This window comes from Azospirillum brasilense, assembly GCF_001315015.1.
GTDB lineage: Bacteria > Pseudomonadota > Alphaproteobacteria > Azospirillales > Azospirillaceae > Azospirillum > Azospirillum brasilense.
This window is the reverse complement of record NZ_CP012914.1, coordinates 320,652-347,082: the sequence shown is the minus strand read 5'-3', so window position 1 is coordinate 347,082 and position 26,431 is coordinate 320,652. Positions and strand designations below refer to the sequence as shown.

Sequence of the window (26,431 nt, the reverse complement as noted above, 5' to 3'; positions counted from 1 at the left end):
TGATATCCCGCTCAGCCGGCGCTCGCAGCCCGGCGATCTAGGCCCGACGCACTCAGACGCGCGCGCCGCGCACGCCGCCGGCCAGTTCCCGGACGAAGCCCAGCACATCCTCGGCCAGACCCGGACGGGCCTTGCCGTCCGCGTCCAGCCCGCCGGCGAGCCGCGTGACGATGGCCGAGCCGACCACCGCCGCGTCGGCGACGCGGGCGACCTCGGCCGCCTGCTCCGGCGTCTTGATGCCGAAGCCGACCGCCACCGGCAGGTCGGTGTGGCGCTTCAGCCGCTCCACCGCGGCGCCCACCGCGGCGTTGTCGGCGCTGGCAGCACCGGTGATGCCGGCGATCGACACGTAATAGACGAAGCCCGAGGTGTTCTGGAGAACCGCCGGCAGGCGCTTGTCGTCGGTGGTCGGCGTCGCCAGGCGGATGAAGTTCACCCCGGCCTTCAGCGCCGGGATGCACAGCTCCTCGTCCTCTTCGGGTGGCAGGTCGACGACGATCAGCCCGTCCACCCCGGCCTCGATGGCGTCGGCCAGGAAGCGGTCCACCCCATAGGCGTGGATCGGGTTGTAATAGCCCATCAGGATCACCGGCGTGTCGGCGTCCGTTTCACGGAAGCCGCGCACGAGGTCCAGCGTCTTGCGCGCCGTCGTCCCGGCGTGGAGCGCGCGCAGGCTGGCCGCCTGGATCGCCGGGCCGTCGGCCATCGGGTCGGAGAAGGGCAGCCCCAGCTCGATCAGATCGGCGCCCGCGGCGGGCAGGCCGTGCAGGACGGCGCGGCAGGTCTCCAGGTCCGGGTCGCCCGCGGTGATGAAGGTGACGAGGCCGGCGCGGCCCTCCGCCTTCAGCGCGGCGAACCGCCGGGCGATGCGGCCATTGTCAACGGACTTGTCGTTGAGGGCGCTCACAGCTTCACTCCCAGATGCTGGGCGACGGAGAAGATGTCCTTGTCGCCGCGGCCCGACAGGCAGAGCACCATCAGGTGGTCCTTGGGCAGTTTCGGGGCGCGCTTCACGATCTCCGCCAGCGCGTGCGCCGATTCCAGCGCGGGGATGATGCCCTCGGTGCGGGCGCAGAGCTGGAAGGCGTCCAGCGTCTCCTGGTCGGTGGCCGAGACATACTCGACGCGCCCGATGTCGTGCAGCCAGGAATGCTCCGGTCCGACGCCCGGATAGTCCAGGCCGGCGGAGATGGAATGGCCTTCCAGGATCTGCCCGTCCTCGTCCTGCAGCAGGTAGGTGCGGTTGCCGTGCAGGACGCCGGGGCGCCCGCCGGTGATCGAGGCGGCGTGGGCCAGCGGCCCCTTGTCGATGCCGTGGCCGGCGGCCTCGACCGCGACCATCTGCACCGACGGATCGTCGAGGAAGGGATGGAACAGGCCGATGGCGTTGGAGCCGCCGCCGACGCAGGCGACGAGGCTGTCCGGAAGACGGCCCTCCAGCTCCTGCATCTGCACGCGCACCTCGTCGCCGATCACCGACTGGAAGTCGCGGACCATGGCGGGGTACGGGTGCGGGCCGGCGGCCGTGCCGATCAGGTAGTAGGTGTCGGCGACGTTGGTGACCCAGTCGCGCAGCGCCTCGTTCATCGCGTCCTTCAGCGTCCGCGCGCCGGAGGTCACCGGGACCACCTCGGCCCCCAGCAGCTTCATGCGGAAGACGTTGGGCTGCTGGCGGGCGATGTCGGTCTCGCCCATGTAGATGACGCAGGGCATGTCGAACAGCGCGCAGACCGTGGCGGTCGCCACACCGTGCTGGCCGGCGCCCGTCTCGGCGATGATCCGCTTCTTGCCCATGCGGCGGGCGAGCAGGATCTGGCCGATGCAGTTGTTGATCTTGTGCGCGCCGGTGTGGTTCAGCTCCTCGCGCTTGAAGTAGATCTTCGCGCCGCCGAGCTTCTCCGTCAGGCGTTCGGCGTAGTAGAGCGGGTTCGGGCGGCCGACATATTGCTTGAGCTGCTCGCGGATCGCGCCCTCGAAGGCGGGATCGGCCCGGGCCTCGCGGTAGGCTTTCTCCACCTCAAGGATCAGGGGCATCAGCGTCTCGGCGACGAAGCGTCCGCCATAGATGCCGAAATGCCCGCGCTCGTCGGGACCGGAACGGTAGGTGTTGGGTCTGGTCATGGCCTGGGAAACTGCCTGAAGCGGGCCGCGCGGCGCCCGGAAGGCGCCACCATAGCGGCGGATCGCCCGGATTTGAAGCGTTCGCCGAACCTTTCGCCGAACATGCCCACAAGATGGGAAAAGCCGGCGCGAAGGCAATCCGGCGGGGCGGCATGGCAGAGCGCCGCCGCCCTCATCCTCCCAGCGGCGGGGCGTAGTGCAGGCCGCCGTTCATCCACAGCCCGTTCATCCCGCGGTCGATGCCCAGCGGCGAGGCGGCGCCCAGATGGCGGTCGAAGATCTCGCCGTAGTTCCCGACCTGCGTGACCACGCGGAAGGCCCAGCCGTCGTCCAGCCCCAGCCCCCAGCCGACCCCGGCGGTGGCCCCGAGGAAGCGGCGCACCTCCGGGTCCTGGGCCTCCTCCTTCAGGCGGGCGGCGTTGGCGGTGGTGATGCCCTTCTCCTCGGCCAGGACGGTGGCCAGGAACACCCAGCGCACGACGTCGAACCACCGCCGCTCGTCCGGACGGACCATCGGCCCCAACGGCTCCTTGGAGATCGCCTCCGGCAGGATGACATAGTCCTCGCGCTCGGGGGCCTTCAGCAGGCGCTGGGCGTGCAGGCCGATGCGGTCGCTGGTGTAGAGGTCGCAGTGATGGTTGAAGAAAGCCGACAGCGCCCCCTCGGTCGAGCGCACCGGCTTCAGGCGGAAGCGCAGGCCGGTGCGGGCCATCCAATCCTCCAGGTTGCGCAGGGTCGTGGTCTGCTCGATCACGCAGACCGAGGCGCCGGGCGGCAGGTCGGACAGGCGGGCGATGCCCTGGGCGCGGTGCGCGATGAACCCCTGGCCGTCGAACAGGTAGACCGCCGGGAAATCGATGCCGAAGGTGGCGTCGCGCTGCAGGGTCCAGGTCGTCCCCTCCATCACCACGTCCACCTCGCCGTTGCGCAGGATGGCGAAGCGGTTCTCGGAGTTGGTCTCGACAAACTCCACGCGGTCGGCCTTGCCGGCGACGGCGGCAGCCAGCGCCCGGCACATGTCCACGAAGAAGCCGCGCCAGTTGCCGTTGTCGTCCACCGCCGCCAGACCGGCCCCGCTGGACGAGACGCCGCAACGCAGCAGCCCGCGCTCCCGCACATCCTCCATGGTTTCGGCCCGCGGACCGCCGGATGGCGCGGCCAGCGCCGCCGCCAGAACCGCGGCAACCACCGCGGCGCGCGCGAAAGACCGGACCAAGCCCATCGACCATCCCTCTTTGCCGCCGGCACCTTTGCCACCGGCGGTCAGCATTGGTCCGGCAACCGGCGCGGGTCAAGCCCGCCGGGCACCCGCTTGCCCAGCGTCCGATCGCGGCGCGGGGGTGTGAATTGCGCCCGGTCGATTGCCCGTGTTATCTCAAGCGGACGACAAAAATCGAGGGACGGGCATGCGGCTTCCCCGGCTGGGCGTGGCGTTTCGCATCCTGGCGGGTCTGACCGTGATCGCCGGCCTGACCGCCGCCACCGGCGTGGTGGCCGTCTCACTCTTCGGCCGCTTCCATGAGGGGTTCGAGCAGATCGCCACGGCCAAGGTGCCGGGCCTCGTCAACGCTTCCCAACTGGCCCAGCAGAGCGGCACGCTGGCCGCCAACGCCCCGGCCCTGGTGGCAGTGCAGAGCCAGTCGGTGCGCGAATCGGTGATGGCCCGGCTGAGCGATCAGATCGCCCTGCTGGAAGACCTGATGACCCGGCTGCGCGACCGCGGCACCGACGTGGCCGACGTGGTCGAGCTGCAGCGCCGCAAGAACGAGCTGATCGCCAACCTGATGACCCTGAACACCCAGGTGGAGCGCCAGCTCGCCGCCGCCGCGGAGACGGGTGGGCTGGTCGGCCGCCTGATGCATCTGGCCGAACGCGTCCGCAACGCCGAGGAAGCGCTGCGGGACAAAACCACCACCCCCAGGACCCTGGAGGAGTGGGGGGAGGCCCGGGACGTCGAACGGCGAATCGACCTGTGGACGGCGGAGGCCCAGCACGCCATCCTGCTGATGCTCGCCGCCTCCCGCGCCGACCACGAGGCGCGGGTGGACCGGCTGCGGCAGGACTACCGCGCCGCGATGGACCGCGCGGCGGAGGTCGTGGCCGCTTTGCCCTCCGGCGCCGCCTTCGACCTGGAGCCGCTGTACCGGGAGCTGGAGGCGCTGGGGCTTGGGGAACACAACCTGTTCAACAGCCGCCTGACCGAAATCGGCTTGGCCCGCGCCATCAAAGGCTCCATCGCACGCAACCAGAACGTCTCCGACCGGCTGGTCGGCGCGGTGTCGGACCATTTCCTGGCCATCGAGCAGGACATCGCCGCCCGCTCCGGCGAGTTCGAGCGGGTGATCCGCGACGGCAAGAACGCCATCCTGGCGATGGCCGTGGTGTCCATCCTCGGTGCCCTCGGCATCTTCCTCTACATCCACCGCAACGTGGTGCGGCGGCTGCGTGGGCTGCAGACGGCCATGGCCGCGTCGGCCGCCGGGCGGTCCGTCGCCATCCCCACCCATGGGCAGGACGAGATCGCCGACATGGCGCGCGCCCTGCACTATTTCGTCGCCACCATCCGTTCGCGCGAACACGCCCTGTCGGACAGCGAGCGCCGCCTGCGCGCGATCCTGGAGCAGAGTCCGGTCGGCGTATCGATCGGGCGTCCCGACGGCTCCGTGGCCTTCGCCAACGCCCGCGCCGCTGAACTGGCCGGGCTGCCGCCGGACGCCTTTGTCGGGCGCCGCCACGCGCTGGCCCTGCCCGGCGCCACCCTGCAGGGACGTGCCCTCCCGCAGGAGGGCCCCGGGCTGGTCGCCCGCGACGTCGAGGTGGCGGTCGACCGGCCCGACGGCAGCCGCGTCTGGGCGCTTCAGACGCTTCAGCGCACGGAGTTCGAGGGGGAACCGGCGATCCTCGCCTGGAGCTACGACATCACCGGCCGCAAGCGCGCCGAAGAGGACCTGCGCCACGCCAAGGACCAGGCGGAGGTCGCCGCCCGGTCCAAGTCGGAGTTCCTGGCGACCATGAGCCACGAGATCCGCACCCCGATGAACGGCGTGCTGGGCATGCTGGAGCTGATCGCCCTGAGCCCGCTGGACGCGGAGCAGACCGAACTCGTCACCACCGTGCGCGACAGCGCGACGGCGCTGCTGCGGATCATCGACGACATCCTGGACCTGTCCAAGATCGAGGCGGGCAAGCTCGACCTCGACGAGATGGACCTCGACCCGCGCGAACTGGTGGAGGGGGTGGCGGAGCTGCTGGCTCCGCAGGCCCACCAGAAAGCGCTGCTTCTCGTCTGCGACCTCGACCGCAAGGTGCCGGCGGCGGTGCGCGGCGATCCCGGACGGCTGCGCCAGATCCTGTTCAACCTGACCGGCAACGCCATCAAGTTCACCGACGCGGGCCGGGTCGTCCTGCGCACCCGGCTGGAGCCGTCCGACGCCGGGTCGGACCGGCTGCGCCTGCGCTTCTCGGTGGAGGACACCGGCATCGGCATCAGCGCCGCCGGGCAGGCCCGCCTGTTCCAGCCCTTCAGCCAGGCCGACAGCTCGACCACCCGCCGCTTCGGCGGCACCGGGCTGGGGCTGGCCATCTGCGCCCGCCTCGTCGAGATGATGGGAGGGCGCATCGGGGTCGAATCGGCCCCGGGCTGCGGCGCCACCTTCTGGTTCACGGTCGATCTGCTGGCGGGCGATCCGCGAACGGTGCCCGGCGACGACACCGACCTGACCGGCCTGTCGATCATCGTGGCCGAGCCGGACCCGGTGCAGCGCGCCGTCCTGATCCGCGCGCTGGAGGACAAGCGGGCCGCCGTCGCCGACGCCACGACGGCGGACGAGGCGGTGGAACTGCTGACAATGGCCGACGCCGACCTGCTGGTCCTCTCCGACGGCCTGCTGGAGCACCATCCGGACGACGCGCCCGGCGCGCCCAACCCGCGGCTGTCGGCGCCGGCGGTTCTGGCCCGCATCGCCGCCGCCGGGGTCCGCCCTCCCCCGACCCTGCATCTGATCGACGGGCGGGAGCAGCCCGGCGACTGCCCGCCGGAAAGCGGCGAGGACGGTGCAACGCCCGCTGGACAACCGCCGCGCCACGACCATCTCGGCCGCCCGATCCGCCGCGATGCCCTGTTCCGCCGCCTGACCGCCCTGGCCGGACGCGCCGTCTCCCCGCTTCCCGTGACGGAGGACAGTCCGCCAGCCCTCGACATGGCGGCCCTCGACATGGCGGACCCCGATGCGGCCGCGCCCCCGCCGATCATCCTGGTGGCGGAGGACCACCCGACGAACCAGCAGGTGATCCTGCGCCAGCTCCGCCAGCTCGGCTTCGAGGCCGACCTTAGCGGCGACGGGCTGGAGGCGCTGACCGCCTGGCGGTCACGGCCCTACCGGCTTCTGATCACCGACTGCCACATGCCGCGCATGGACGGCTACGAGCTGTCGCGCCAGATCCGCAGCGCTGAATCAGTCTTCAAATTGGCACCCGATCCGCGTCCTCGCACCGCCATCATCGCCATGACCGCCAACGCCCTGGCCGGGGAGATGGAGCGCTGCACCGACGCGGGCATGGACGACTACATCGCCAAGCCGGTGACCCTGAAGCAGCTCGCCGCCGCCCTGAACCGGGCGCTGGGCGAGGGCAGCGTCGCGGCTCCCGACGATCCACCCGCGGCGGAGCCCGCCGGGACGGCGGAGCAGACGCTGGACCTCGACCATGTCCGCACCACCTTCGGCGGGCTCGACGCGGCGTCGCTGGACATGCTGGATTTCTTCCTGGAAACCACCCGCCCGCTGCTGGACGAGGCCGCCGCCGCCCTGGAACGGAGCGACCTGGAGGCCGTCCGCGGCACCGCCCACACGCTGGCCGGGGCGGCGCGCACGGCGGGGGCCAACCGGCTGGGCCGCGCCGCGTCCGCCCTGGAACTCGCCGCCCATCGCGGCGATCCGGACGGGACCGGGCACGCCCTGACGGCGGTGCGCACCGCCTTCCCGGCGGTCGAAGCGGCGATCCGCGCCCTGCGGATCGGGGAGGCGGTGTAGCTGGGAGAAAGGGCCGCACCACCCCGAAAGTGGCACCACCCCCGGCCCGCCTTGCTCCGCCGGGAGGCGTGGACTAGTCTCACCCGCGTGAGTGTCCTGACCCGATCATACGCCTTTGCCGCGCTGGGGCTGGCGGTGGGAGTCGGCCTGATGGCCGGGCCCTCCGGCTCGCCGGCTGTGCTGGGCTTTGCCGGTGTCCTCGGCGCCGCCGGATTCGGCGGGCTGTTCTGGACCGGCAAGGAGCGCCGCCGCAGCGACCGGCTGGCGGCCGACGTGGCGCGTCTGGAGGCCCTGCTGGCCGCATCCCCCCATCCCTGGTGCGCCTGGAACGCCGAAGGCGCCGTCAGCGCGGCGCCGGGCTGCGCCGGATTTCTGGGGACGGAGCCGGGCCAGGACATCGCGAGCGCCTTCGCCGACAGCGACGCCCCCCGAGTCGCCGAGGCCGTCCGCCGCCTGCGCGGTGGGGGCGAGGACTTCCGAATCGAGGCGACGACCCGCAGCGGACGGCGCCTGTTGCTGAACGGGCGGCGGGCCGCCGGGCATCAGAACGCCGGGCATCAGAACGTCGTCTGGCTGGAGGACATCACCGACCGTTGCGCCGAACAGGAGGGACTGACCCGCGGACGGCACGACGCCGAATCGGCGCTGGCCGAGCTGCGCGCGGCGGTGGACGCCCTGCCGCTGCCGGTGTGGCTGCGCGGCGCCGGGCAGACGCTGTCCTGGTGCAACCGCGCCTACGCCCGTGCCGTGGATTCCGACCCTGCCGCCGTGCCGGACAGCGGCAAGGAGCTGAGCGACGCCGGGCGCGCCCTGGCGCAACGCGCGCTTCGCAGCGGGGTCGCCCAGTCGGAGCGGGTTTCCGCCGTCATCGGCGCCGAGCGGCGCCTGCTGGAGGTCACCGAGGCCCCCCTGCCCGCCCCGGACGGCGGCGGCACGCTGGTCGTCGGCTACGCGCTGGACGTCACGGCGGTGGAAGAGTTGCGCGGCGAGCTGAGCCGCCACCTCGCCGCCCACGGCGAGGTGCTGGAGCGGCTGGGCGCGGCCATCGCCATCTTTGGCGCCGACACGCGGCTGACCTTCTTCAACCAGGCCTACGCCCGGCTGTGGGACCTGGAGGAGTCGTGGCTGCGCAGCCAGCCCACCCACGGCGAGATCCTGGAGGAGCTGCGCACCCGCCGCCGCCTGCCCGAATACGCCGACTACCAGAGCTACAAGCGCGAGCGGCTGAGCCGCTACACCCGCCTGCTGGAGCCGGTCGAGGAGCTGATGCACCTGCCGGACGGCACGACTCTGCGCAGCCTCGCCGCCCCGCACCCGCTGGGCGGGCTGATGCAGATCCTGGAGGACGTGACCAACACGCTGGCCCTGGAATCCTCCTACAACACGCTGATCGCCGTGCAGCAGGAGACGCTGGACAATCTGGCCGAGGGCATCGCGGTGTTCGGCGGCGACGGGCGGCTGAAGCTGTCCAACCCGGCCTTCGCGCGCGTCTGGGACCTCGACGACGAGGACCTGCTGGGCGAGCCGCACATCTCCGGCCTGTTCGAGCGGATGCGGCCCTTCCTGGAGAATGGCGGCGACTGGGACAGCCTGAAGGACGAGATGATCGGCGCGACGCTGGAACGCGCCGTGCGCTCGGGTCGGCTGGAGCGGGCCGACGGGTCGGTGGTCGAGTTCTCGACCCTGCCGCTGCCCGACGGGGCGGTGCTGAACAGCTATCTCGACGTCACCGACAGCGCCCGGCTGGAGCAGGCGTTGCGCGCCTCCAACGCCGCGCTGGAGGCCGCCGACCAGTTGAAGAGCGAGTTCATCGCCAACGTCTCGCACCATCTGCGCAACCCGCTGAACGGCATCATCGGCTTCGCCGAGGTGCTGGCGAACCAGTATTTCGGGGAGCTGAACCCGCGCCAGATCGAGTATGTGAAGGGCGTCCTCAACGCGGGCGAGCGGCTGCTGGAGCTGATCGACGACGTCGTCGACATGACCAGCCTGGGGGCCGGGGTGACCACGCTGGACCGCGCCGTCGTGGACGTGCCCGACCTGCTGGAGACGGTGGGCGAGCTGACCCGCGAATGGGCGCGGCGCGAGGGGCTGCGCCTCGACCTCGCCGCCCCGTCGTCGCTGGGCGAGGCGGAGGGCGACGCCCGGCGGCTCAAGCAGGCGCTGTTCACCCTGGTCGTCGGCGCCATCCGCCACCCGCCGGCGGACCGCCGCATCCTGCTGTCCGGGGAACGGACCGCCGGGACCATCGTGCTGACCGTGGGCAGCGGCGCCGGGCCGGGCGAGGCCGCCCTGCCCTCGCGCTACGACCGCAACGACCCGCGCGGCGCCGCGGCGCTCGGCCTGTCGCTGGTCCGCAACGTCATGGAGCTGCACGGCGGGCGGCTGGAGGTCGAGGAGTGGCCGGGCCACGGCACCCGCTTCCGCTGCGTCCTGCCGCTTCCCCCCGCCTCCGGTCCAAAGCCCTCCTGATCCGAAGCCGTCAGCCCTGGCCGCGCCTCACGTCCCGGAAGGGTTCGGCGCTCCCGCCATGCGGCGAGGTGACGGATTCCGCGACCGACACCGGGCGGTCGGTGGTGATCAGCCGCGCGCCGCGCTGGTAGGTGGCCCAGCGCCACAGCCACTGCATGGTGACCAGCATCCGCTTCTGGAAATTCACCAGCAGATAGACGTGGATGATCGCCCACAGCACCCAGGCGAACCAGCCCTTCAGCTTGCGCGTTCCGAAATCGAAGACGGCGGCGCTGCGCCCGACGATGGCGGTGTTGCCGCGGTTGCGGAAGCGGAAGGGTTCCAGCGGCTGACCGCGCAGCAGGCTGGCCTCCAACCCGCCGCCGAGATGCTCGCCCTGCTGCTTGGCGACCTGGGCCAGACCGGGCAGCGGCTTGCCGTCGTCGCCGGCCAGCGCCGCCGTGTCGCCCAGCGCGTAGACGTCGGGCACGCCCGGCACCGCCATGTCGGCGTCGACCGGGATGCGCCCGCTGCGGTCGGTCTCCACCCCCAGCCAGGAGCCGGCGGGCGAGGCCTTGACCCCGGCGCCCCACACGATGGCCCCCGCCGGGATGAAGCGCCCGCCGACCGTGGCGCCCTCCGGCGTGATGCTCTCCACCGCCTGTCCGGTCAGCACGACGACGCCCAGCTCCTCCAGCTTGCGGCGGGCGTATTGGCCGAGGTCTTCCGGGAAGGTGGACAGGATGCGCGGCCCGGCCTCGACCAGCAGGACGCGGGCGGTGCGCGGGTCGATGCGGCGGAAGTCGCGGGCCAACGTAAAGCGGGCCAGTTCGGCCACCGCCCCGGCCATCTCCACGCCGGTGGGACCGCCGCCGACCACGATGGTGGTCATCAGCGCCTTCTGCCGGGCCGGGTCCTCGCTCATCTCCGCCTGCTCGAAATTCATCAGCAGCCGGGCGCGGATCCGCCGGGCGTTCTCGATGGTCTTCAGGCCGGGGGCGATCTCCGCCCAGTCGTCGTGCCCGAAATAGCTGTAGGAGGAGCCGGTCGCCAGCACCAGCCGGTCGTAGGGGACGAAGCTGCCGTCGGCCAGTTCCACCCGCTTGGCCGTACGGTCGACCCCGGTCACCTCGCCCATCACCACGTCGATGTTGGGGTGGCGGCTGACGATGCGGCGGATCGGCTCGGCGATGTCGGCGGGCGACAGGGCGGCGGTCGCCACCTGATAGAGCAGCGGCACGAACAGGTGATAGTTGTTGCGGTCGATGATGGTGACGCGGATGTTCGTCCCGCCCAGGGCCTCCGCGCAGGCCAGCCCGCCGAACCCCGCCCCGACGATCACGACATGGGGGCGGAGGTCCACGGGCGAGGGGGTGCGGTCGATCTGCGGCACGGCGGCAACCTCCGGTGACGTTGATCCTGCACCGTTAAACGCCGATGCGCCGCCGATGTTGCGGTGCATAATCCCTTCTCCCCCCTGGAGAGAAGGCTGGGGAGAAGGTCAGGATGAGGGGGCGGCCGCAGGCCGGAAAGGCTCTGCAATGAGGCTGCGTTTCCGCCCTTCGGACGCCCCCTCACCCAACCCTCTCCCCGGAGGGGCGAGGGCTTTGACGCACCCTGCCATCACCGCGGCAGGGTCACCGTCACCCGCAGCCCACCTTCCGGGCGGTTGGACAGCGCGATGTCGCCGCCATGGCCGCGCACCACCGTGCGGGCGGTGGCCAGACCCAGCCCCACCCCGCCGGTGTCGCGGGAGCGCGAGCGCTCCAGCCGGTAGAAGGGGGCGAAGACCTTCTCGAACTCCGCCTCCGGAATGCCGGGACCGCCGTCCTCGATCTCCACCCGCAATTCCCCATCCACGGGCCGCAAGCGCACGGTGAAGCCGCCGCCATAGGCGATGGCGTTGTCCATCAGGTTGGCAAAGGCGCGGCGCAGAGCCACCGGGCGCCCGTCCACCGTCGCGTGCGCCGGCCCCTCGTAGGCCGCCGCGTGCCCGGCGTCCGCCCGGTCGTCGCACAGGCTCTGCAGCAGGTCGGCGAGGTCGAGCGGGCCGCGCGGCTCGTGCTTGGCGTCGTCGCGGGCGAAGGCCAGCGTGGCGTTGATCATCGCCGCCATCTCGTCGAGGTCGGCGAGCATCTTGCGCTGCATCTCCGGGTCCTCGACCAGTTCGGCGCGCAGGCGCAGGCGGGTCAGCGGCGTGCGCAGGTCGTGGCTCATCGCCGCCAGCATCTGCGTGCGGTCGGCGACGAAGCGGGCCAGACGCGCCTGCATCCGGTTGAAGGCGCGGGTGGCGGCGCGCAGCTCCTGGGGGCCGGCTTCCGGCAAAGGCGGCGCCTCGCCGTCCACGCCCAGCCGCTCCGCCGCGTCGGCGAAGCGCGCGATGGGGGCGGTCATGCGGCGCGCCGTCCAGACCGAGACCAGAGCCACCGCCCCGACGATGCCGGCCATCCACAGCGCGAAGCGCAGCAGCCGGAACGGCCCCTCCAGCGGGTCGCCGCCGACGAAGGTCAGCCAGGACCCGTCCTTCAGCCCCACCGACAGCCGGACGTCGGCGCCCCAGCGATGCTCGTCCACCGGGAAGGGGCCGGGCATGGGGCGCTCCCGCCGGACCTCGACCACCACGGCGCGCTCGGGATCGTCCAGCTCGCCGCGGATGGCCCGGCGCAGCCGGTCGAAGGGAAAGCCTTCGCGCTGGTTGGCGAAGCGCGGAGTCTCGGGATTCCAGTCCACCCGCAGCACGGGGTCGTCGATCGCCTTGACCAGCCGCCGCCGCTCCGGCGGCGGGGTGCTCTCCACGAGCTGGACGATGGCCGTCACACGCTGGACGAGGACGCGCATGCTGTGAGCCGGCGGTCCCGGAGGGCGGTCGGTCAGATAGACCAGCGCGCTGACCGCCTGGGTCAGCAGAAGCGCCAGCACCACGGTCAGCACCAGCCGCGAGGCAATGCTGTCCGGCAGCCAGCGCCGGGCCACCAGCAGGCGGCTCTTGCGGGCGGTCTCCATCTTCACGCCCCCGTCACCGCCGGGGTGAACAGATAGCCGCCGCCGCGCACCGTCTTGATCATGGTGGGGTCGGCGGGGTCGGGCTCGATCTTGCGGCGCAGCCGGCTGACCTGCACGTCGATGGAGCGATCGAAGGGCACCGCCGAGCGCCCGCGCGCCAGATCGAGAAGCTGGTCGCGGGTCAGCACCCGCTGCGGATGCTCCACGAAGGCGACCAGCAGGTCGTATTCCCCGGCGGAGAGCTGCACCAGCACCCCGTCGGGCGAGCGCAGCTCCCGCTTGGCGAGGTCGAGCGTCCAGCCCTCGAAGCCCAGCGTCTTGCCCACCGCACCGCCGGCCACCGGTGGGCCGGAGGCGCGGCGCAGCACGGCCTTGACGCGGGCCAGCAGCTCGCGCGGGCTGAAGGGCTTCGCCAGATAGTCATCGGCCCCCATCTCCAGCCCGACGATGCGGTCCGTCTCCTCGCCCATCGCGGTCAGCATGATGACCGGCGTCTGCGCCGTCTCCGGGGCGGCGCGCAGGCGGCGGCACAGGCTCAGCCCGTCCTCCCCCGGCATCATCAGGTCGAGCACGATCAGGTCCACGCGCGCGCTGTCCAGCGTGCGCATCATCTCCACCCCGTCCTTGGCCCCGGTGACGCGGAAGCCGTGCCGCGTCAGGAACTGCGACAGGAGGGTGCGGATTTCGCGGTCGTCGTCGACCACCAGCAGGTGAGGGGTGCGGTCCATGGAACGCATGATCCGACGCGCGGGCGCCGGGGTGAAGAAGAAATGTGTAACGCCACGTTACGGGGGGGCCGGCTGTTACACAGCGTTACCAATTCACGGAAGGCCGGACATCAACCGGATACGTTGCCGGCCCATCATCGGGGTCATCGGGAACGCAAGACCCCGTCGATAACAAGGAGCATCCCCATGAAACGCGCTATGATGACCACCGCCGCGCTGGTTCTCGGTCTCGGCCTCGCCGTGCCGGTCTTCGCCCAGCAGCAGCCGGGTCCCGGCGCCGGCCCTGGCCCCGGTCCGGACGGCGGCCGGCATTTCTCCCGGATGTGCGAGGATCAGGACGCCCGGCTGGCCGGCATGCTGGCCTACGCCGAGAAGAAGCTGAACATCACCGACCAGCAGCGCGCCGCCTGGACCAAGTTCGCCGACGCCGCGAAGGCGAGCCAGAAGCCCACCCAGGACCTCTGCGCCAAGTACAAGGACCAGCCGATGCCCGCCGCCGCTCCGGCCCGGCTTGAGCGCATGGAGGCCATGATGTCGGCCCGCCTCGCCCAGCTTCAGCAGGTGCGCCCGGCGCTGACCGACCTCTACGCCCAGCTCACCCCGGACCAGCAGAAGCAGGCCGACCGCTTCCTCGACCGCGCCGGGCACGGCATGATGGGCGGCGGCATGGGCGGCCCGGGCATGCGCCATCACGGCCCCGGCCCCATGCACGGCCATGGCCCCGGTCCGGGTCCCGACAAGGGCCCCCGCGGCGGCTGATCCCTTGCCTCCCGTCAGCCGTTGACGGAGCGGGCCGCCGGTACCCCCGGCGGCCCGTTTCCGTTTTCGGGACGGTCACTCGGCGCCCGGAACGCCCTTGGAGGTCGAGTATTCGAAGTGCAGCGCCTCGCCCGGATGGACCAGCGGGTGGATGGCGTGGGCCGCCTGCGCCGCCTCGGAGAAGCCGCAGAGGATCAGCTTCAGCTTGCCGGGATAGGTCGCGATGTCGCCGATGGCGTAGACGCCGGGGGCGCTGGTGGCGCAGCCGGGAAGGCTGACGCCGATATGGCTGCGCTCCAGGTTCAGGCCCCACTCGGCGATCGGCCCCAGATTCATCGACAGGCCGAAGAAGGCGAGCAGCGCGTCGGCCGGCAGGTCCTTCTCCTCGCCGTCCAGCGTGGCGACGCGCACGGCGGAGAGCTGGCCGTTCTCGCCGACCAGACCGGAGAGCTGGTAGGGCACCACCATCTCCACCTTGCCCTCGCGGACCAGGACGTCCATGCGGGCGACGCTTTCCGGGGCGGCGCGGAACTTGGGCCGGCGGTGGACGACATAGACCTTCTCCGCCACGTCGGCCAGCGACAGCGTCCAGTCCACGGCGGAATCGCCGCCGCCGGCGATGACCACGCGCTTGCCGGCGAAGTCCTGCTTGCGGCGGACCATGTAGAAGACCGACGTGCCCTCATACTGCTCCAGCCCGTCCAGCGGCGGGCGGTTGGGGCCGAAGGCGCCGCAGCCGGCGGCGATGATCACCGCCTGGGTGTCGATCCGCGTGCCGATGCTGGTCTCCACCAGCCAGCGCCCTTCGTCCGTCCGGGTCAGCTTCTCGACCTGCTGGCCCAGATGATAGGTCGGGTTGAAGGGGGCGGCCTGCTCCGCCAGCCGGTCGATCAGGTCGGCGGCCTCGATGGCCGGGTGGGCCGGGATGTCGTAGATCGGCTTTTCCGGGTACAGCGCGGTGCACTGCCCGCCCACCATGTCCAGCGCGTCCACCACATGGCATCGCATCTTCAGCATGCCGCATTCGAACACGGCGAAGAGACCGACGGGGCCGGCGCCGACGATGACGACGTCGGTGCGATGGACGGTGTGCGACATGGGACGCGCTGCCTTGTGCAAACGGGGGGAACGATGACGCCTTCAATTGTCCGGTTTCGCGCCCCCGGTCAACCCCGCCCTGCACGGGGAGGGCGAACGGCGCGCGCAAAATGGGTGCTGCACTGCCGATTTCCTTCTGGGCGTGCGGTCGCGGTGGGGTAGGATTTGCCCGTTTCCCCCGTGCCGGAGCGGCCGCAATGAAGGACTGGCGATGAAGGAGCTGCGCTGCCTCGTGTTCACCGACCAGGAGGTCGTGAAGGCCGTGCTCGACCGCCGCCGCCGGATGAAGGAGCCGCTGCCCAGCGGCACCGTCGGCAAGGTCACCTACCGCCCCGGCCAGCCCGGCGGCGGCGGGGTGGAGACGCTGATCCAGGTCACCGGGGACGAGGGCGACGACCGCAGCATGACCCTGCACGAGTCCGAGGTCGCCGCGGCGCTGGTGTCCTATTGCATGGGCCGCAAGATTCCCCTGCCCGTCGAGTCCGACAAGATGATCCATCTGATCAACGGCGCCCTGACGCTGATGATCACCATGAACTTCAAGAAGCCGCCGCGTCTGGTGGAAGACCGCGTCGAGGCGACGGAGCCGCCCCCCGCTCCTCCCCCGGTGCCGCGCAAGGCCGCCTCCCGCCGTTGATTGCCGCCGTTGATTTGACCGCATCCCGTGACATGATCCAGACTGATTCCCCCAACACGCGCGCCGTCACGCTGCCGAGCGAGGAGGCGACCGCCGCGCTGGCCCGCCGTCTGGCCGCGGCGCTGGCGCCCGGCGACCTCGTGGCCCTGCGCGGCGACCTCGGCGCCGGCAAGTCCGCCCTGTGCCGCGCCCTGATCCGCGCCGTGACGGAGGAGGACGCCGAGGTGCCGTCCCCGACCTTCACGCTGGTGCAGACCTACGACACGGACATCGGCCCGGTCTGGCATTTCGATCTCTACCGCCTGTCCGGCCCCGACGAGGTGACCGAACTGGGCTGGGACGAGGCCCGCGCCGAGGCCGTCCTGCTGGTGGAATGGCCGGACCGGCTGGGTCCGCTGCTGCCCGCCGACCGTCTCGACGTCACGATGAGCTTCGCCGGGCCGACCGAACGCCGCGCCACCCTGACCGGCCACGGCGCCTGGGAGTCGCGCCTGACCACCCTCGACCTTTCCGCACTGGAGCGGCCGTGACCGACCGCGCTTCGCAGATCGCCGCCTTCCTCGCCCGCCACGGGCTGGAGGGGGCCAAGCGGGAGCCGCTGGCCGGCGACGCCTCGGCACGCCGCTACGAGCGCCTGACGACGCCGGACGGCGGCACGCTGATCCTCGTCGACACCCCCGCCCCGGCGGAGGATCTGGTGCCTTTCATCGCCATCGGCGCCGCCCTGGACCGGCTGGGCTTCTCGGTCCCCGCCATCCTGGCGGCGGAGGTGGAGGCGGGGCTCGCCATCCAGGAGGATTTCGGCGACGGCACCCTGACCCGCCTGCTGAACGCGGGGGAGGAGCCGCGCCCGCTCTACGAGCTGGCGACCGATGTTCTGATCGAACTGCACCGCCGCTTCCCCGTGGAGGAGGCAGCCTGCCTGAACCTGCCGCTCTACGACGCGGCCCTGTTCACGCAGCAGGTGGCGCTGTTCGCCGACGTCTACATGCCCGCGGCGACGGGCAAGCCCCTGTCCGACAAGGCCCGGTCCGACTTCGATGCGGCCTGGGCCGCCGTCGTTCCGGGGGCCTGCGCCGGGCCGCAGTCGCTTCTGCTGCGCGATTACCATGTGGACAATGTGATGCGGCTGCCCCGGCCCGGACTGCGGGCGGCGGGGCTGATCGACTACCAGAGCGCCGGGCTCGGCCCCGTCGCCTACGATCTGGTGTCGCTGCTGGAGGACGCCCGCCGCGACCTGCCCGCCGGGCTGGAGGGCGTTCTGCTCGACCGCTACCGGACGGCCTTCCCCGATCGGGACTGGGACGCCTTCCGCCGCTCCTACGCGGTGCTGGGCGCGATCCGGCACACCCGCATCGTCGCCATCTTCGTGCGTCTGGCGTTGCAGCGCCGACGCGGCTATCTCCTTCACCTGCCGCGCGTCTGGCGGCTTCTGGAAGGCCAGCTCGCCAAGCCCGAACTGGCCCCGGTCGCCGACTGGTTCGCCCGTCATCTGCCGCCGGGTACCCGCGCGGAGCTTGTCGTTCCGGAGCCGGATTGATTATGTCGCCTGTCTCGAAGAAGACCCGTACCAAGACGCCGCCTGTGGCGACCGCCCCCGCCAAGGCCATGGTGATGGCCGCCGGGCTGGGCCTGCGCATGCGCCCGCTGACCCTGGAGCGCCCGAAGCCCCTGATCCCGGTGATGGGCAAGCCGATGCTCGACCACGCGCTCGACCGGCTGGAGGAGGCCGGCGTGACCGCCGCCGTGGTCAACAGCCATTACAAGGGCGAAATGATCGCCGCCCATCTGGCGGGGCGGACCACCCCGGCCATCACCCTGTCGCCGGAGGACACGCTGCTGGAGACCGGCGGCGGCGTGAAGAAGGCGCTGCCGCTGCTCGGTACCGACCCGGTCTATGTGGTCAACGCCGACATCCTGTGGCTCGACGGCCCCTCCCCCACGCTGGCGCGGCTGGCCCGCCACTGGAACCCGGACGAGATGGACGCGCTCCTGCTGCTGATGGCGACCACCAAGGCGGTGGGGTACGAGGGGCGCGGCGATTACCACATGGACCCGCTGGGCCGGCTGACCCGGCGCGGCGAGATGGAGATCGCCCCCTTCGTCTACGCTGGCGTCCAGATCGTGAAGCCGGCGCTGTTCGGGCAGGACACCCCCGACGGCGCTTTCTCCACCAACCGCGTCTGGGATCGCGCGCAGGAGGCAGGCCGCCTCTTCGGCCTCGCCCATGACGGGCTGTGGTTCCACATCGGCACCCCCGACGCGCTGGCCGAAACGGAGGAAATGTTGTCGATGAGCGACGTCTCGGTGGTCACCACCTGACCGGCCACCGGACCGCTGCTTTGTGAGAATTTTTGTATTCCTTGACGCTTTGTGGTCTCATTGCCCCACATCTAGTATCCTCGCGCGTCTGACGATACAGCTTCCGGGGCAGGCATGAGCGGCAGGGCGGAGCCCAAGGTCTATTCGATTCCCACCGGCGTGTCCTTCGTGGACCAGCTCGCCGCGGGCATCCTGGACCGCGTGGGGAACGACCCGCTGGCGCTCGCCGGGGTGACCGTCCTGCTGCCGACGCGCCGCTCCTGCCGCTCGCTGCGCGAGGCGTTCCTGCGCCGCTCCGGCGGGCAGCCGATGCTGCTGCCGCGGATGAGCCCGCTGGGCGAGCTGGACGCCGCCTCGCTCAGCCTGACCTCGGCGGAGGAGCTGCCCGGCGTGCCGCTGGAGCTGCCCGACCCGATCAGCGGGCTGAAGCGCCAGATGATGCTGGCCCGGCTGATCCTCCAGGCGACCGGCGTGTCGGCCACCACCGCGCAGGCGGTGCGGTTGGGCGCCGACCTGGGGCGGCTGATCGACGCGGTGTGGACGGAGAACGTCGCCTTCGACCGGCTGGCCTCGCTGGTGCCGGAGGATTACGCCCAGCACTGGCAGGTGACGCTGGAGTTCCTGAAGATCGTCACGGAGCACTGGCCGGCCATCCTCGGCGCCAGCGCGCTGACCGACCCGGCGCAGCGCCGCAACCTCGTGCTCCAGACCCAGGCCGCGCTCTGGCGGGCGGAGCCGCCGCAGGGGCTGGTCATCGCCGCCGGCTCCACCGGCTCCATCCCGGCGTCGGCCGACCTGCTGGCGGTGGTCGCCGCCCTGCCGCAGGGCGCCGTCGTGCTGCCCGGCCTCGACCTGGAGGCCGACGAGGCGAGCTGGGACGCCATCCGCGCCGACGAGGCGCACCCGCAACACGGCCTCGCCCACCTGCTCGACCGGCTGTCGGTCGGCCGCGCCGCCGTGCGCCGCTGGAACGACGCGGAGGAGCCGCGGGCCGCCCGCGCCCGCCTGCTGGCCGAGGCCATGCGCCCCGCCGCCACCACGGAAAGCTGGCGGGAGCTGGAGGGGCTGGACGCCGCGGCCCTGGACGGGCTGACCCGCATCGACGCCCCGACCGCGGAGGAGGAGGCGTCGGTCATCGCCCTCCTGCTGCGCCACGCGCTGGAGACGCCGGGCAAGACGGCGGCGCTGGTCTCCCCCGACCGCAACCTCGCGCGCCGGGTCGCCATGGCACTGACCCGCTGGGGCATCGCGGTCAACGACTCGGCGGGCCAGCCGCTGGTCCACACCGCGGTCGGCACCTATCTGCGGCTGACCGCCGAGCTGGCCGCCAGCCGCGCCCATCCGCTGGCCCTGCTGGCGCTCGCCAAGCACCCGCTGGCCGCCGGTGGGCACGACCCGGCGGAGTTCCGCCGCTCCGCCCGCGCGCTGGAGCGCACCGTGCTGCGCGGCCCTCGCCCGGCGGAGGGCTTCGCCGGGCTGATCGCCGCGCTGAAGGCCGCCGACCGCTTCGACCACCCGGACCAGCAGGCCGCCCTGCTCGGCTGGCTGGAAAATCTCGAAACGCTCGCCGCCCCCTTCATGGAGGCTCTGTTCAGCGAGGCCCCGCTCAGCGACCTCGTCCGCGCGCACGTCGCCTTCGCGGAGGCGCTGGCCTCGCGCACCGACGCGCCGGGGTCGGAATTCCTCTGGCGGCAGGACGACGGCGAGGAGGCCGCGACCTTCGTCCATGAACTGCTGGAGGCGGCGGACGGCTTCCCCGCCGTTCCCGGCAAGGATTATCCGGCGCTGCTCGACGCGCTGATGGCGATGCGCCCGGTGCGCCCGCGCTTCGGCCTGCACCCGCGCCTCTACATCCTCGGCCCCATGGAGGCCCGCCTTCAGCATTTCGACCTGCTGGTCCTCGGCGGGCTGAACGAGGGGACCTGGCCGCCCGACCCCGACGCCGATCCCTGGATGTCGCGCCCGATGCGCCGCGACTTCGGCCTGCCCAGCCCGGAACGCATGGTCGGCCTGTCCGCCCACGACTTCACCCACGCCTGCGGCGCCGAAGAGGTCGTGCTGACCCGCGCGGAGCGGGTGGACGGCACGCCGACCGTCCCCTCGCGCTGGCTGCTGCGGCTGGAGACGGTGCTGCGCGCGCTGGGTCTGGACGGCCGGATCGAGCTGGCCGGGGAGCCCTGGCTGGCCTGGGCGCGCGGGCTGGACGAGCCGGACGCCGTGCGCCCCGTCCTCCCGCCGGAGCCGCGCCCGCCGGTGTCCGCCCGCCCGCGCAAGCTGTCGGTCACCAAGATCGAGAAGTGGATGCGCGACCCCTACGCCATCTACGCCGAGCATGTGCTGAAACTCCGCAAGCTTGATCCCATCGCCGCCGATCCCGGCGCCGCCGACCGCGGCCAGTTCATCCACGCGGCCCTCGACGCCTTCGTGAAGGCCCATCCGGGCCAACTGCCCGACGACGCGCTGCACCGGCTGCTGGCGATGGGGCGCGAGTCCTTCGGCCCGCTGCTGCACAGCCATCCCGACGTCTGGGCCTTCTGGTGGCCGCGCTTCGAGCGCATCGCCGAGTGGTTCGTCGGGCTGGAGCGCGACCGCCGCCGCACCCTGAAGCCGCTCGCCACCGAAGTGTCGGGCGAGCTCGCGCTGAGCGGCCCCGCCGGCCCCTTCCTGCTGACCGCCAAGGCCGACCGCATCGATTCGGGCGGCGAGGGGCTGGTCCTGATCGACTACAAGACCGGCACCCCGCCCTCGACCCGCGAGATCGAGCTGGGCTTCGCCCCGCAGCTCCCGCTGGAGGCCGCCATGGCCGAGGCCGGCGGTTTCGCCGGGGTGGCCAGGAACCGGGTGGCGGAGCTGGCCTTCTGGCGCCTGTCCGGCGGCGACCCGCCGGGCGAGGAGAAGGCGGTGAAGGGCGACCCGGCGACTTTGGCCGCCGAGGCCCGCGCCGGGCTGGAGGAGCTGATCCGCCATTTCGACGACCCCGCCACCCCCTACCGCTCCTGCCCCCGCCCGGCCATGGCCCCGCGCTACACCGACTACGCCCACCTCGCGCGGGTGCAGGAGTGGTCGGCGGGCGGCGATGGGGGTGAGGGGTGATGCGCCTTCAGACCGGCGCCACGTCTGTCGCCGTTCTGCCTACACCAGCACGTTCAGCGACTTCGCCGAAAAAAGGCTGGCCGGCGACTCGTGCGGTGCGCCCCCTTCGAGGCGCCGGTTGAGCGCCGCGATGAGGCGCTGGGTTGCCGAGTCGGTCGCCGACAGGTCGCCCTTGAGTTTCTTCAGCGTGTCGGCCGGCATCCCTTTGAGAAGTTCGGCCAGTTCCCGATCGTCACCATCGTGCATGAACTTTGAGAGCGCCTTGTTGGCCTTGGCGTAGAATTCCGACTCCTCCTCGGGGTTCTTGAAGCCCATCCGTTTGGTGAGCTTGGCCGCGGCGTCGGTGGCGGCCTCCTCGACGCGGTTGTAGGCGCGGTACTCCTCACGCGAGGTCACGTACTTACCGTCGCCAACCCCCCATTGCCTTATGTGGGCGGCGCGTTCGTCCTGGGTTTCGAACGTCGAGGCGACCATGTCCCTCTCAAAGGCTTCGATATCATCAAAGCTGGTGATGGCTTCGGTGCTGGCGCTGCCGGCGATCCCCCCGTAGCGGGTGTCCGCCGGCAGCGCCAATCCGGTCGCGTCGTTGGTGCCACCGGACAGAGTCCGGCCCAGCAGAGCACCCTTCGCGCCACCGATCCCGTATGTCAGTTCCAAAACCTCGCGTCCGTCATCGAGCTTGCGCCCGCTGAGGCTGATCGTGACATCACCATCCTCGGACCTGAATGTTCGTTGCGTCCCGGCAAGCTGGCCCGTCTCCTGATAGGCCTTCTTCACAGCCGCGAATTCGCTCTGGAACTGGCTGCGAAGGGACGCGATCAGCGTGCTTCCCGAACCGGGTGCGGTGATGGACATGATGGTTCCCCCGGGGTGGCGGTCAGACTTCCTCTCGGCATCGCTCGTCCGCAATCATGCCAACAAAAACAACCATTCAGCCTTTTTTTCCTATACAATAACACCTTTAAGGAGAAAAATAAAATGTTTCACATCCCATCGCCAAGCCGTTTCAGCCGGTCGCGGTGGCGATTCGCTCCTCCCGCTTGCACCGGATGCGCAAGCCCAGCGCAAGGATCAACGTTTGGCTCTTGCTTGGCCGTCCCGCGGCAGTCAAGCATGGGCGCATGACCGTCCTCGACTTCCCCATCCGCGACCTGCCGCTGGACCCCAACGTCGCGCAGCGGCTCGCCTCCGACCCGCTGTCGTCGGTGTGGGTGGGCGCCTCCGCCGGGTCCGGCAAGACGAAGGTGCTGACCGACCGCGTGCTGCGGCTGATGCTGTCCGGCACCGCGCCGGCGCGCATCCTCTGCCTGACCTTCACCAAGGCGGCGGCGGCGGAGATGTCCATCCGCATCAACCGCACGCTGGGCATCTGGGCGACTCTGCCCGACGAAGGGCTGGAGGACCGGCTCGCCGACCTCTGCGGCGAGCGGCCGAGCGCCGAGACCCGCACCATCGCCCGCCGGCTGTTCGCCCAGGTGGTGGATTGCCCGGGCGGCATGAAGATCCAGACCATCCACGCCTTCTGCCAGTCGCTGCTGCGCCGCTTCCCGCTGGAGGCCGGACTCGCCCCGCATTTCGAGGTGATGGACGAGCGCACCGCCGCCGGCCTGCTGACCGAGGCGCGGGACGAGGTGCTGCACGCCGGACGCGCCGCCCCCGACAGCCCGCTTGGCAAGGCGATGGCCCGCCTGACCGCCGAGCTGAACGCCGAGGAGTTCGCCGGCATCCTGGCCGAGCTGGCCAGCGAGCGCGGGCGAATCCAGCGCCTGTTCGAGAGCTTCCATGGTCTGGACGGCGCGGTGGACGCGGTTCACGAGGCGCTGGGCGTGCCGCCGGGCATCACCGAGGCGGCCATCCTGCGCGAGGCCTGCGCCGACCACGCCTTCGACGGGACGGGGCTGCGCGACGCCTGCCGGGCGCTGTCCACCGGCAGCAAGACCGATGAGGAGCGCGGAGTCGGCATCCAGAGCTGGCTCGACGCCGCGGAAAACCGCGTGCGCGCCTTCCAGATCTACGCCCGCCATTTCCTGACGGCGGAGGGCGGTGCCCGCAAGACCCTCATCACCAAGAAGCCGGCGACATCCTTCCCCGCCGCCCTGACGGCGCTGGAGCGTGAGGCGGAGCGGCTCGTTTCGCTGATGAAACGGGTTCGCTCGGCCGGAGTCGCCGCCTCCACCACCGCCCTGCTGACGCTGGCCGAGTCGCTTCTGAGCGCCTATGAGGCGAAGAAGAAGGCCAAGGCGCTGCTCGATTACGACGACCTGATCCTGTCGGCCAACGCGCTGCTGCGCGGCAAGGACGGCGTGCCCGCCGTGCCCTGGGTGCTGTTCAAGCTGGACGGCGGGCTGGACCACATCCTGATCGACGAGGCGCAGGACACCAATCCGGAGCAATGGCAGGTCGTCGGCTCCATCGCCGAGGAGTTCTTCGCCGGACTCAGCGCGCGGGACGGCGGCGAGACGACGCGCACCGTCTTCGCCGTGGGCGACGAGAAGCAGTCGATCTTCAGCTTCCAGCGCGCCGACCCCGCCGAATTCGCCCGGATGCGCCGCCATTTCCAGACCCGCGCCAAGGCCGCCGAGCGCGACTGGCACGCGGTGGCGCTGGACATCTCCTTCCGGTCCACCGCCACAGTGCTGCAAACGGTGGACGCGGTGTTCGGGCTGGACGGCGCCAAGGATGGTGTCGCGTCCGAAACGAACCCGGTGATCCGTCACCGCGCCTTCCGCCGGGGTCACGCCGGTCTGGTCGAGCTGTGGCCCCCGGTGAAGCCGGCGGAGGCCGCCGACCCGCCCGCCTGGGCGCCCCCGGTGGAGCGCGAGGCCGCCGATTCGCCGTCGGCCCGGCTGGCCGCGGTCATCGCCGACACCATCCGCGACTGGACCCAGCGCGGCGAGTCGCTCGAGTCGCGCGGTCGGCCGATCCAGCCCGGCGACGTGATGGTGCTGGTCCGCCGCCGCACCGCCTTCGTGACGGAGCTGGTGCGCGCGCTGAAGGACCGCGCCGTTCCGGTGGCCGGTGTCGACCGCATGGTGCTGACCGAGCAGCTGGCGGTCATGGACCTGATGGCGCTGTGCGAGTTCCTGCTGCTGCCGGAGGACGACCTGACGCTGGCCACCGTCCTCAAGGGGCCGCTGATCGGGCTGAGCGAGGACCAGCTCTTCGACCTCGCCCACGGGCGGCGCGGCACGCTGTGGCGGGCGCTGGTGGCCAAGGCGGAGGACGACCCGGCCTATCGCCCGGCCCGCCGCTATCTGGGCGCGCAGTTGGCCCGCACCGACTTCCTGGCGCCCTACGAGCTGTTCGCCGGGCTGCTGGCCGCCCCCTGCCCCGCCGATCCGGACGGGTCGGGCCGCCGCGCCCTCCTGAAACGGCTCGGCCCCGACGCGCAGGACCCGCTGGACGAGTTCCTGGCCGTATGCCTGGCCTTCGAGAAGACCGAGCCGCCCTCCCTCCAGAACTTCCTCGCCTGGCTGGCGGCCAGCGAAGCGGAGATCAAGCGCGAGCTGGAGCAGGGTGGCGGACGCGTACGCATCATGACGGTGCACGGCTCCAAGGGGCTCCAGGCGCCCATCGTCTTTCTGCCCGACACGCTGGGCACGCCGACCCAGAGCCCGCCGATTCTCTGGCCCGACGAGGGCTGCGCCGTGCCGCTCTTCGCCGCCCGCCGCTCGCAGGAAGACGCGCTGTGCGCCGAGGCCCGCGCCCGCGCCAACCGCCGCCGCGACCAGGAGTACAGGCGCCTGCTGTACGTCGCCCTGACCCGCGCAGAGGACCGGCTGTACGTCTGCGGCTATCAGGGCAGGAAGGAGCCGTCCGACGTCTGCTGGTACAAGCTGGTCGAGGCCGCGATGGGCGAGATCGGCGTGCCGCACCCCTTCGACTTCTCCACCCTCTGCCCGGACGGCTGGAGCGGCGAGGGGTGGCGGCTGGCCGACCCGCAGACCGCCGTGCCCAAGCCGGACGGCGCCGGGGCCGGCCGCGTGCTGACGGCGCAGGAAGCCCCGCCCTGGCTGACCGCCGCCGCGCCGGAGGAGCCGGAGCCGTCCCGCCCCCTCACCCCCTCCCGCCCGGATGGCGACGAGCCGGCGATGCGCTCGCCGCTCGGCGAGGACGACGGGGCGCGCTTCAAGCGCGGCCTGCTGATCCACCGGCTGATGCAGACCCTGCCCGACCTGCCGCCCGACGCGCGGGAGGGTGCCGCCCGCCGCTACCTCGCCCGCCCCGGGCATGAGCTGACGGCGGAGCGCCAGGATGAAATCGCATGCGAAACGATGCGCGTCCTGACCGACCCGCGCTTTTCCCGGCTGTTCGGCCCCAATTCCCGCGCCGAGGTGGAGGTGGTCGGTCTGGTCACCGGGCGCGCCCTGTCGGGCCGGGTCGACCGGTTGGTGATCGAGGACGACGCGGTGTGGATCGTCGACTACAAGACCAACCGCCCGCCACCCGTCCGGGCGGAGGATGTGCCGCCGGTCTATGTCCGCCAGATGGAGGCCTACCGCGCGGCGCTGCGCGCCATCTACCCGAACAAGGCGGTGCGCTGCGTCCTGCTGTGGACCGATACCCCCGCTTTGATGGAGTTGCCGGAGTGAGGCGCGCGTGATAGTCCGCCCATGGAACTTTTCACCCCCGGCCGCGTTGCACGGGACGGCGGATTGGGTTGACGAGACCGCATTCGCGCCCCGGCTTGACCAGCAAGGGGGGTCGGTCATACATTTTGGCAAATTCCACCGATGAGGGATGGGTCCGCCGCCGGTGGAAAATCGGCGCGGCGGTGCCCCTGAACCCAGGCATAGAGGTCACATGAGCGATCCCATCAAGGTCACCGACGACAGCTTCGAGCAGGACGTGCTGAAGGCCGACGGTCCGGTCCTGGTCGATTTCTGGGCGGAGTGGTGCGGCCCCTGCAAGATGATTGCTCCCGCGCTCGACGACCTCGCCAAGGAGTATGGCGGCAAGGTCACCGTCGCCAAGCTGAACATCGACGACAACCCCGGCACCCCGACCAAGTACGGCGTGCGCGGCATCCCGACGCTGATGCTGTTCAAGAACGGCAACGTCGCCGCCACCAAGATCGGCGCCCTGCCGAAGACCGCCCTGTTCTCGTGGGTCGACGAGGCTCTCTGAGCCCCGCTCCCCGGACGATCGAAAAGCCCCGCCCCTCCGGCGGGGCTTTTTGTTTGGCACGA

At 71.5% G+C, this 26,431-nt stretch carries 18 protein-coding genes; 10 read left to right on the top strand and 8 right to left on the bottom strand.

Going from position 1 to position 26,431, the window contains the following annotated elements; all coding sequences use genetic code 11:
- Positions 1–52 precede the first annotated feature (52 nt).
- The 3 genes from trpA to AMK58_RS01625 all read right to left on the bottom strand — a co-directional run bounded on the left by trpA (position 53) and on the right by AMK58_RS01625 (position 3,337).
- Positions 53–907 (bottom strand): tryptophan synthase subunit alpha, encoded by an 855-nt coding sequence (gene trpA / locus AMK58_RS01635; protein ID WP_051139993.1) that lies wholly within the window; start codon positions 905–907, stop codon positions 53–55.
- Positions 904–2,121 (bottom strand): tryptophan synthase subunit beta, encoded by a 1,218-nt coding sequence (trpB, locus tag AMK58_RS01630; RefSeq protein ID WP_014238652.1) that lies wholly within the window; start codon positions 2,119–2,121, stop codon positions 904–906. The genes trpA and trpB overlap by 4 nt, the downstream gene beginning before the upstream one ends.
- Before the next feature lie 172 nt (positions 2,122–2,293).
- Positions 2,294–3,337 carry an amino acid ABC transporter substrate-binding protein gene (locus AMK58_RS01625; protein WP_158283121.1) on the bottom strand — a complete coding sequence of 348 codons (1,044 nt, stop codon included), beginning with the start codon at positions 3,335–3,337 and terminating at the stop codon, positions 2,294–2,296.
- Positions 3,338–3,527: 190 nt separating this feature from the next.
- On the opposite strand from AMK58_RS01625, the gene AMK58_RS01620 reads away from it, so the two are divergent.
- Positions 3,528–7,151 (top strand): ATP-binding protein, encoded by a 3,624-nt coding sequence (locus AMK58_RS01620; RefSeq protein ID WP_059398522.1) that lies wholly within the window; start codon positions 3,528–3,530, stop codon positions 7,149–7,151.
- 87 nt (positions 7,152–7,238) lie between these two features.
- Complete coding sequence (locus AMK58_RS01615; RefSeq protein WP_059398521.1) at positions 7,239–9,623, top strand: sensor histidine kinase; 2,385 nt, start codon at positions 7,239–7,241, stop codon at positions 9,621–9,623.
- A gap of 10 nt (positions 9,624–9,633) precedes the next feature.
- Here AMK58_RS01615 and AMK58_RS01610 read toward each other — a convergent pair whose 3' ends face one another.
- The 3 genes from AMK58_RS01610 to AMK58_RS01600 form a co-directional block, all read right to left on the bottom strand.
- A complete protein-coding gene (locus AMK58_RS01610; protein ID WP_059398520.1) occupies positions 9,634–10,995 on the bottom strand; it encodes an NAD(P)/FAD-dependent oxidoreductase in 1,362 nt (453 codons plus the stop codon).
- A gap of 230 nt (positions 10,996–11,225) precedes the next feature.
- Positions 11,226–12,605, bottom strand: a complete 1,380-nt coding sequence (locus AMK58_RS01605) for an ATP-binding protein (protein WP_059398519.1) — start codon at positions 12,603–12,605, stop codon at positions 11,226–11,228.
- Positions 12,606–12,607: 2 nt separating this feature from the next.
- Positions 12,608–13,333, bottom strand: coding sequence for a response regulator (locus AMK58_RS01600; RefSeq protein WP_035669580.1), 726 nt, complete (start codon positions 13,331–13,333; stop codon positions 12,608–12,610).
- A gap of 186 nt (positions 13,334–13,519) precedes the next feature.
- Between AMK58_RS01600 and AMK58_RS01595 the strand changes: the two genes are divergently transcribed.
- Complete coding sequence (locus AMK58_RS01595; protein ID WP_035669583.1) at positions 13,520–14,092, top strand: Spy/CpxP family protein refolding chaperone; 573 nt, start codon at positions 13,520–13,522, stop codon at positions 14,090–14,092.
- Positions 14,093–14,167: 75 nt separating this feature from the next.
- Here the strand turns inward: AMK58_RS01595 and AMK58_RS01590 are convergent, their stop codons facing one another.
- A complete protein-coding gene (locus AMK58_RS01590; protein WP_035669587.1) occupies positions 14,168–15,190 on the bottom strand; it encodes an NAD(P)/FAD-dependent oxidoreductase in 1,023 nt (340 codons plus the stop codon).
- A gap of 211 nt (positions 15,191–15,401) precedes the next feature.
- Here AMK58_RS01590 and AMK58_RS01585 point away from each other — a divergent pair, with 211 nt between their 5' ends.
- The 5 genes from AMK58_RS01585 (at position 15,402) to addB (ending at position 21,242) form a co-directional block, all read left to right on the top strand.
- On the top strand, positions 15,402–15,827 hold the full coding sequence (locus AMK58_RS01585) for a hypothetical protein (RefSeq protein ID WP_059398518.1): 426 nt from the start codon (positions 15,402–15,404) through the stop codon (positions 15,825–15,827).
- A 32-nt stretch (positions 15,828–15,859) separates the two neighbouring features.
- On the top strand, positions 15,860–16,357 hold the full coding sequence (gene tsaE, locus AMK58_RS01580) for a tRNA (adenosine(37)-N6)-threonylcarbamoyltransferase complex ATPase subunit type 1 TsaE (RefSeq protein ID WP_059398517.1): 498 nt from the start codon (positions 15,860–15,862) through the stop codon (positions 16,355–16,357).
- The gene (locus AMK58_RS01575; protein ID WP_035669609.1) at positions 16,354–17,367 is read left to right on the top strand and encodes an aminoglycoside phosphotransferase family protein; all 1,014 of its coding nucleotides are present in this window, start codon (positions 16,354–16,356) and stop codon (positions 17,365–17,367) included. The genes tsaE and AMK58_RS01575 overlap by 4 nt, the downstream gene beginning before the upstream one ends.
- Before the next feature lie 2 nt (positions 17,368–17,369).
- Complete coding sequence (locus AMK58_RS01570; RefSeq protein ID WP_035669612.1) at positions 17,370–18,149, top strand: nucleotidyltransferase family protein; 780 nt, start codon at positions 17,370–17,372, stop codon at positions 18,147–18,149.
- Positions 18,150–18,263: 114 nt separating this feature from the next.
- Positions 18,264–21,242, top strand: coding sequence for a double-strand break repair protein AddB (addB, locus tag AMK58_RS01565; protein ID WP_059398516.1), 2,979 nt, complete (start codon positions 18,264–18,266; stop codon positions 21,240–21,242).
- 39 nt (positions 21,243–21,281) lie between these two features.
- Here addB and AMK58_RS01560 read toward each other — a convergent pair whose 3' ends face one another.
- On the bottom strand, positions 21,282–22,097 hold the full coding sequence (locus AMK58_RS01560) for a hypothetical protein (RefSeq protein ID WP_035675581.1): 816 nt from the start codon (positions 22,095–22,097) through the stop codon (positions 21,282–21,284).
- A gap of 266 nt (positions 22,098–22,363) precedes the next feature.
- Here AMK58_RS01560 and addA point away from each other — a divergent pair, with 266 nt between their 5' ends.
- Complete coding sequence (addA, locus tag AMK58_RS01555) at positions 22,364–25,834, top strand: double-strand break repair helicase AddA (RefSeq protein ID WP_059398515.1); 3,471 nt, start codon at positions 22,364–22,366, stop codon at positions 25,832–25,834.
- Positions 25,835–26,045: 211 nt separating this feature from the next.
- Positions 26,046–26,369 carry a thioredoxin TrxA gene (gene trxA, locus AMK58_RS01550; RefSeq protein WP_035669691.1) on the top strand — a complete coding sequence of 108 codons (324 nt, stop codon included), beginning with the start codon at positions 26,046–26,048 and terminating at the stop codon, positions 26,367–26,369.
- Positions 26,370–26,431 lie beyond the last annotated feature (62 nt).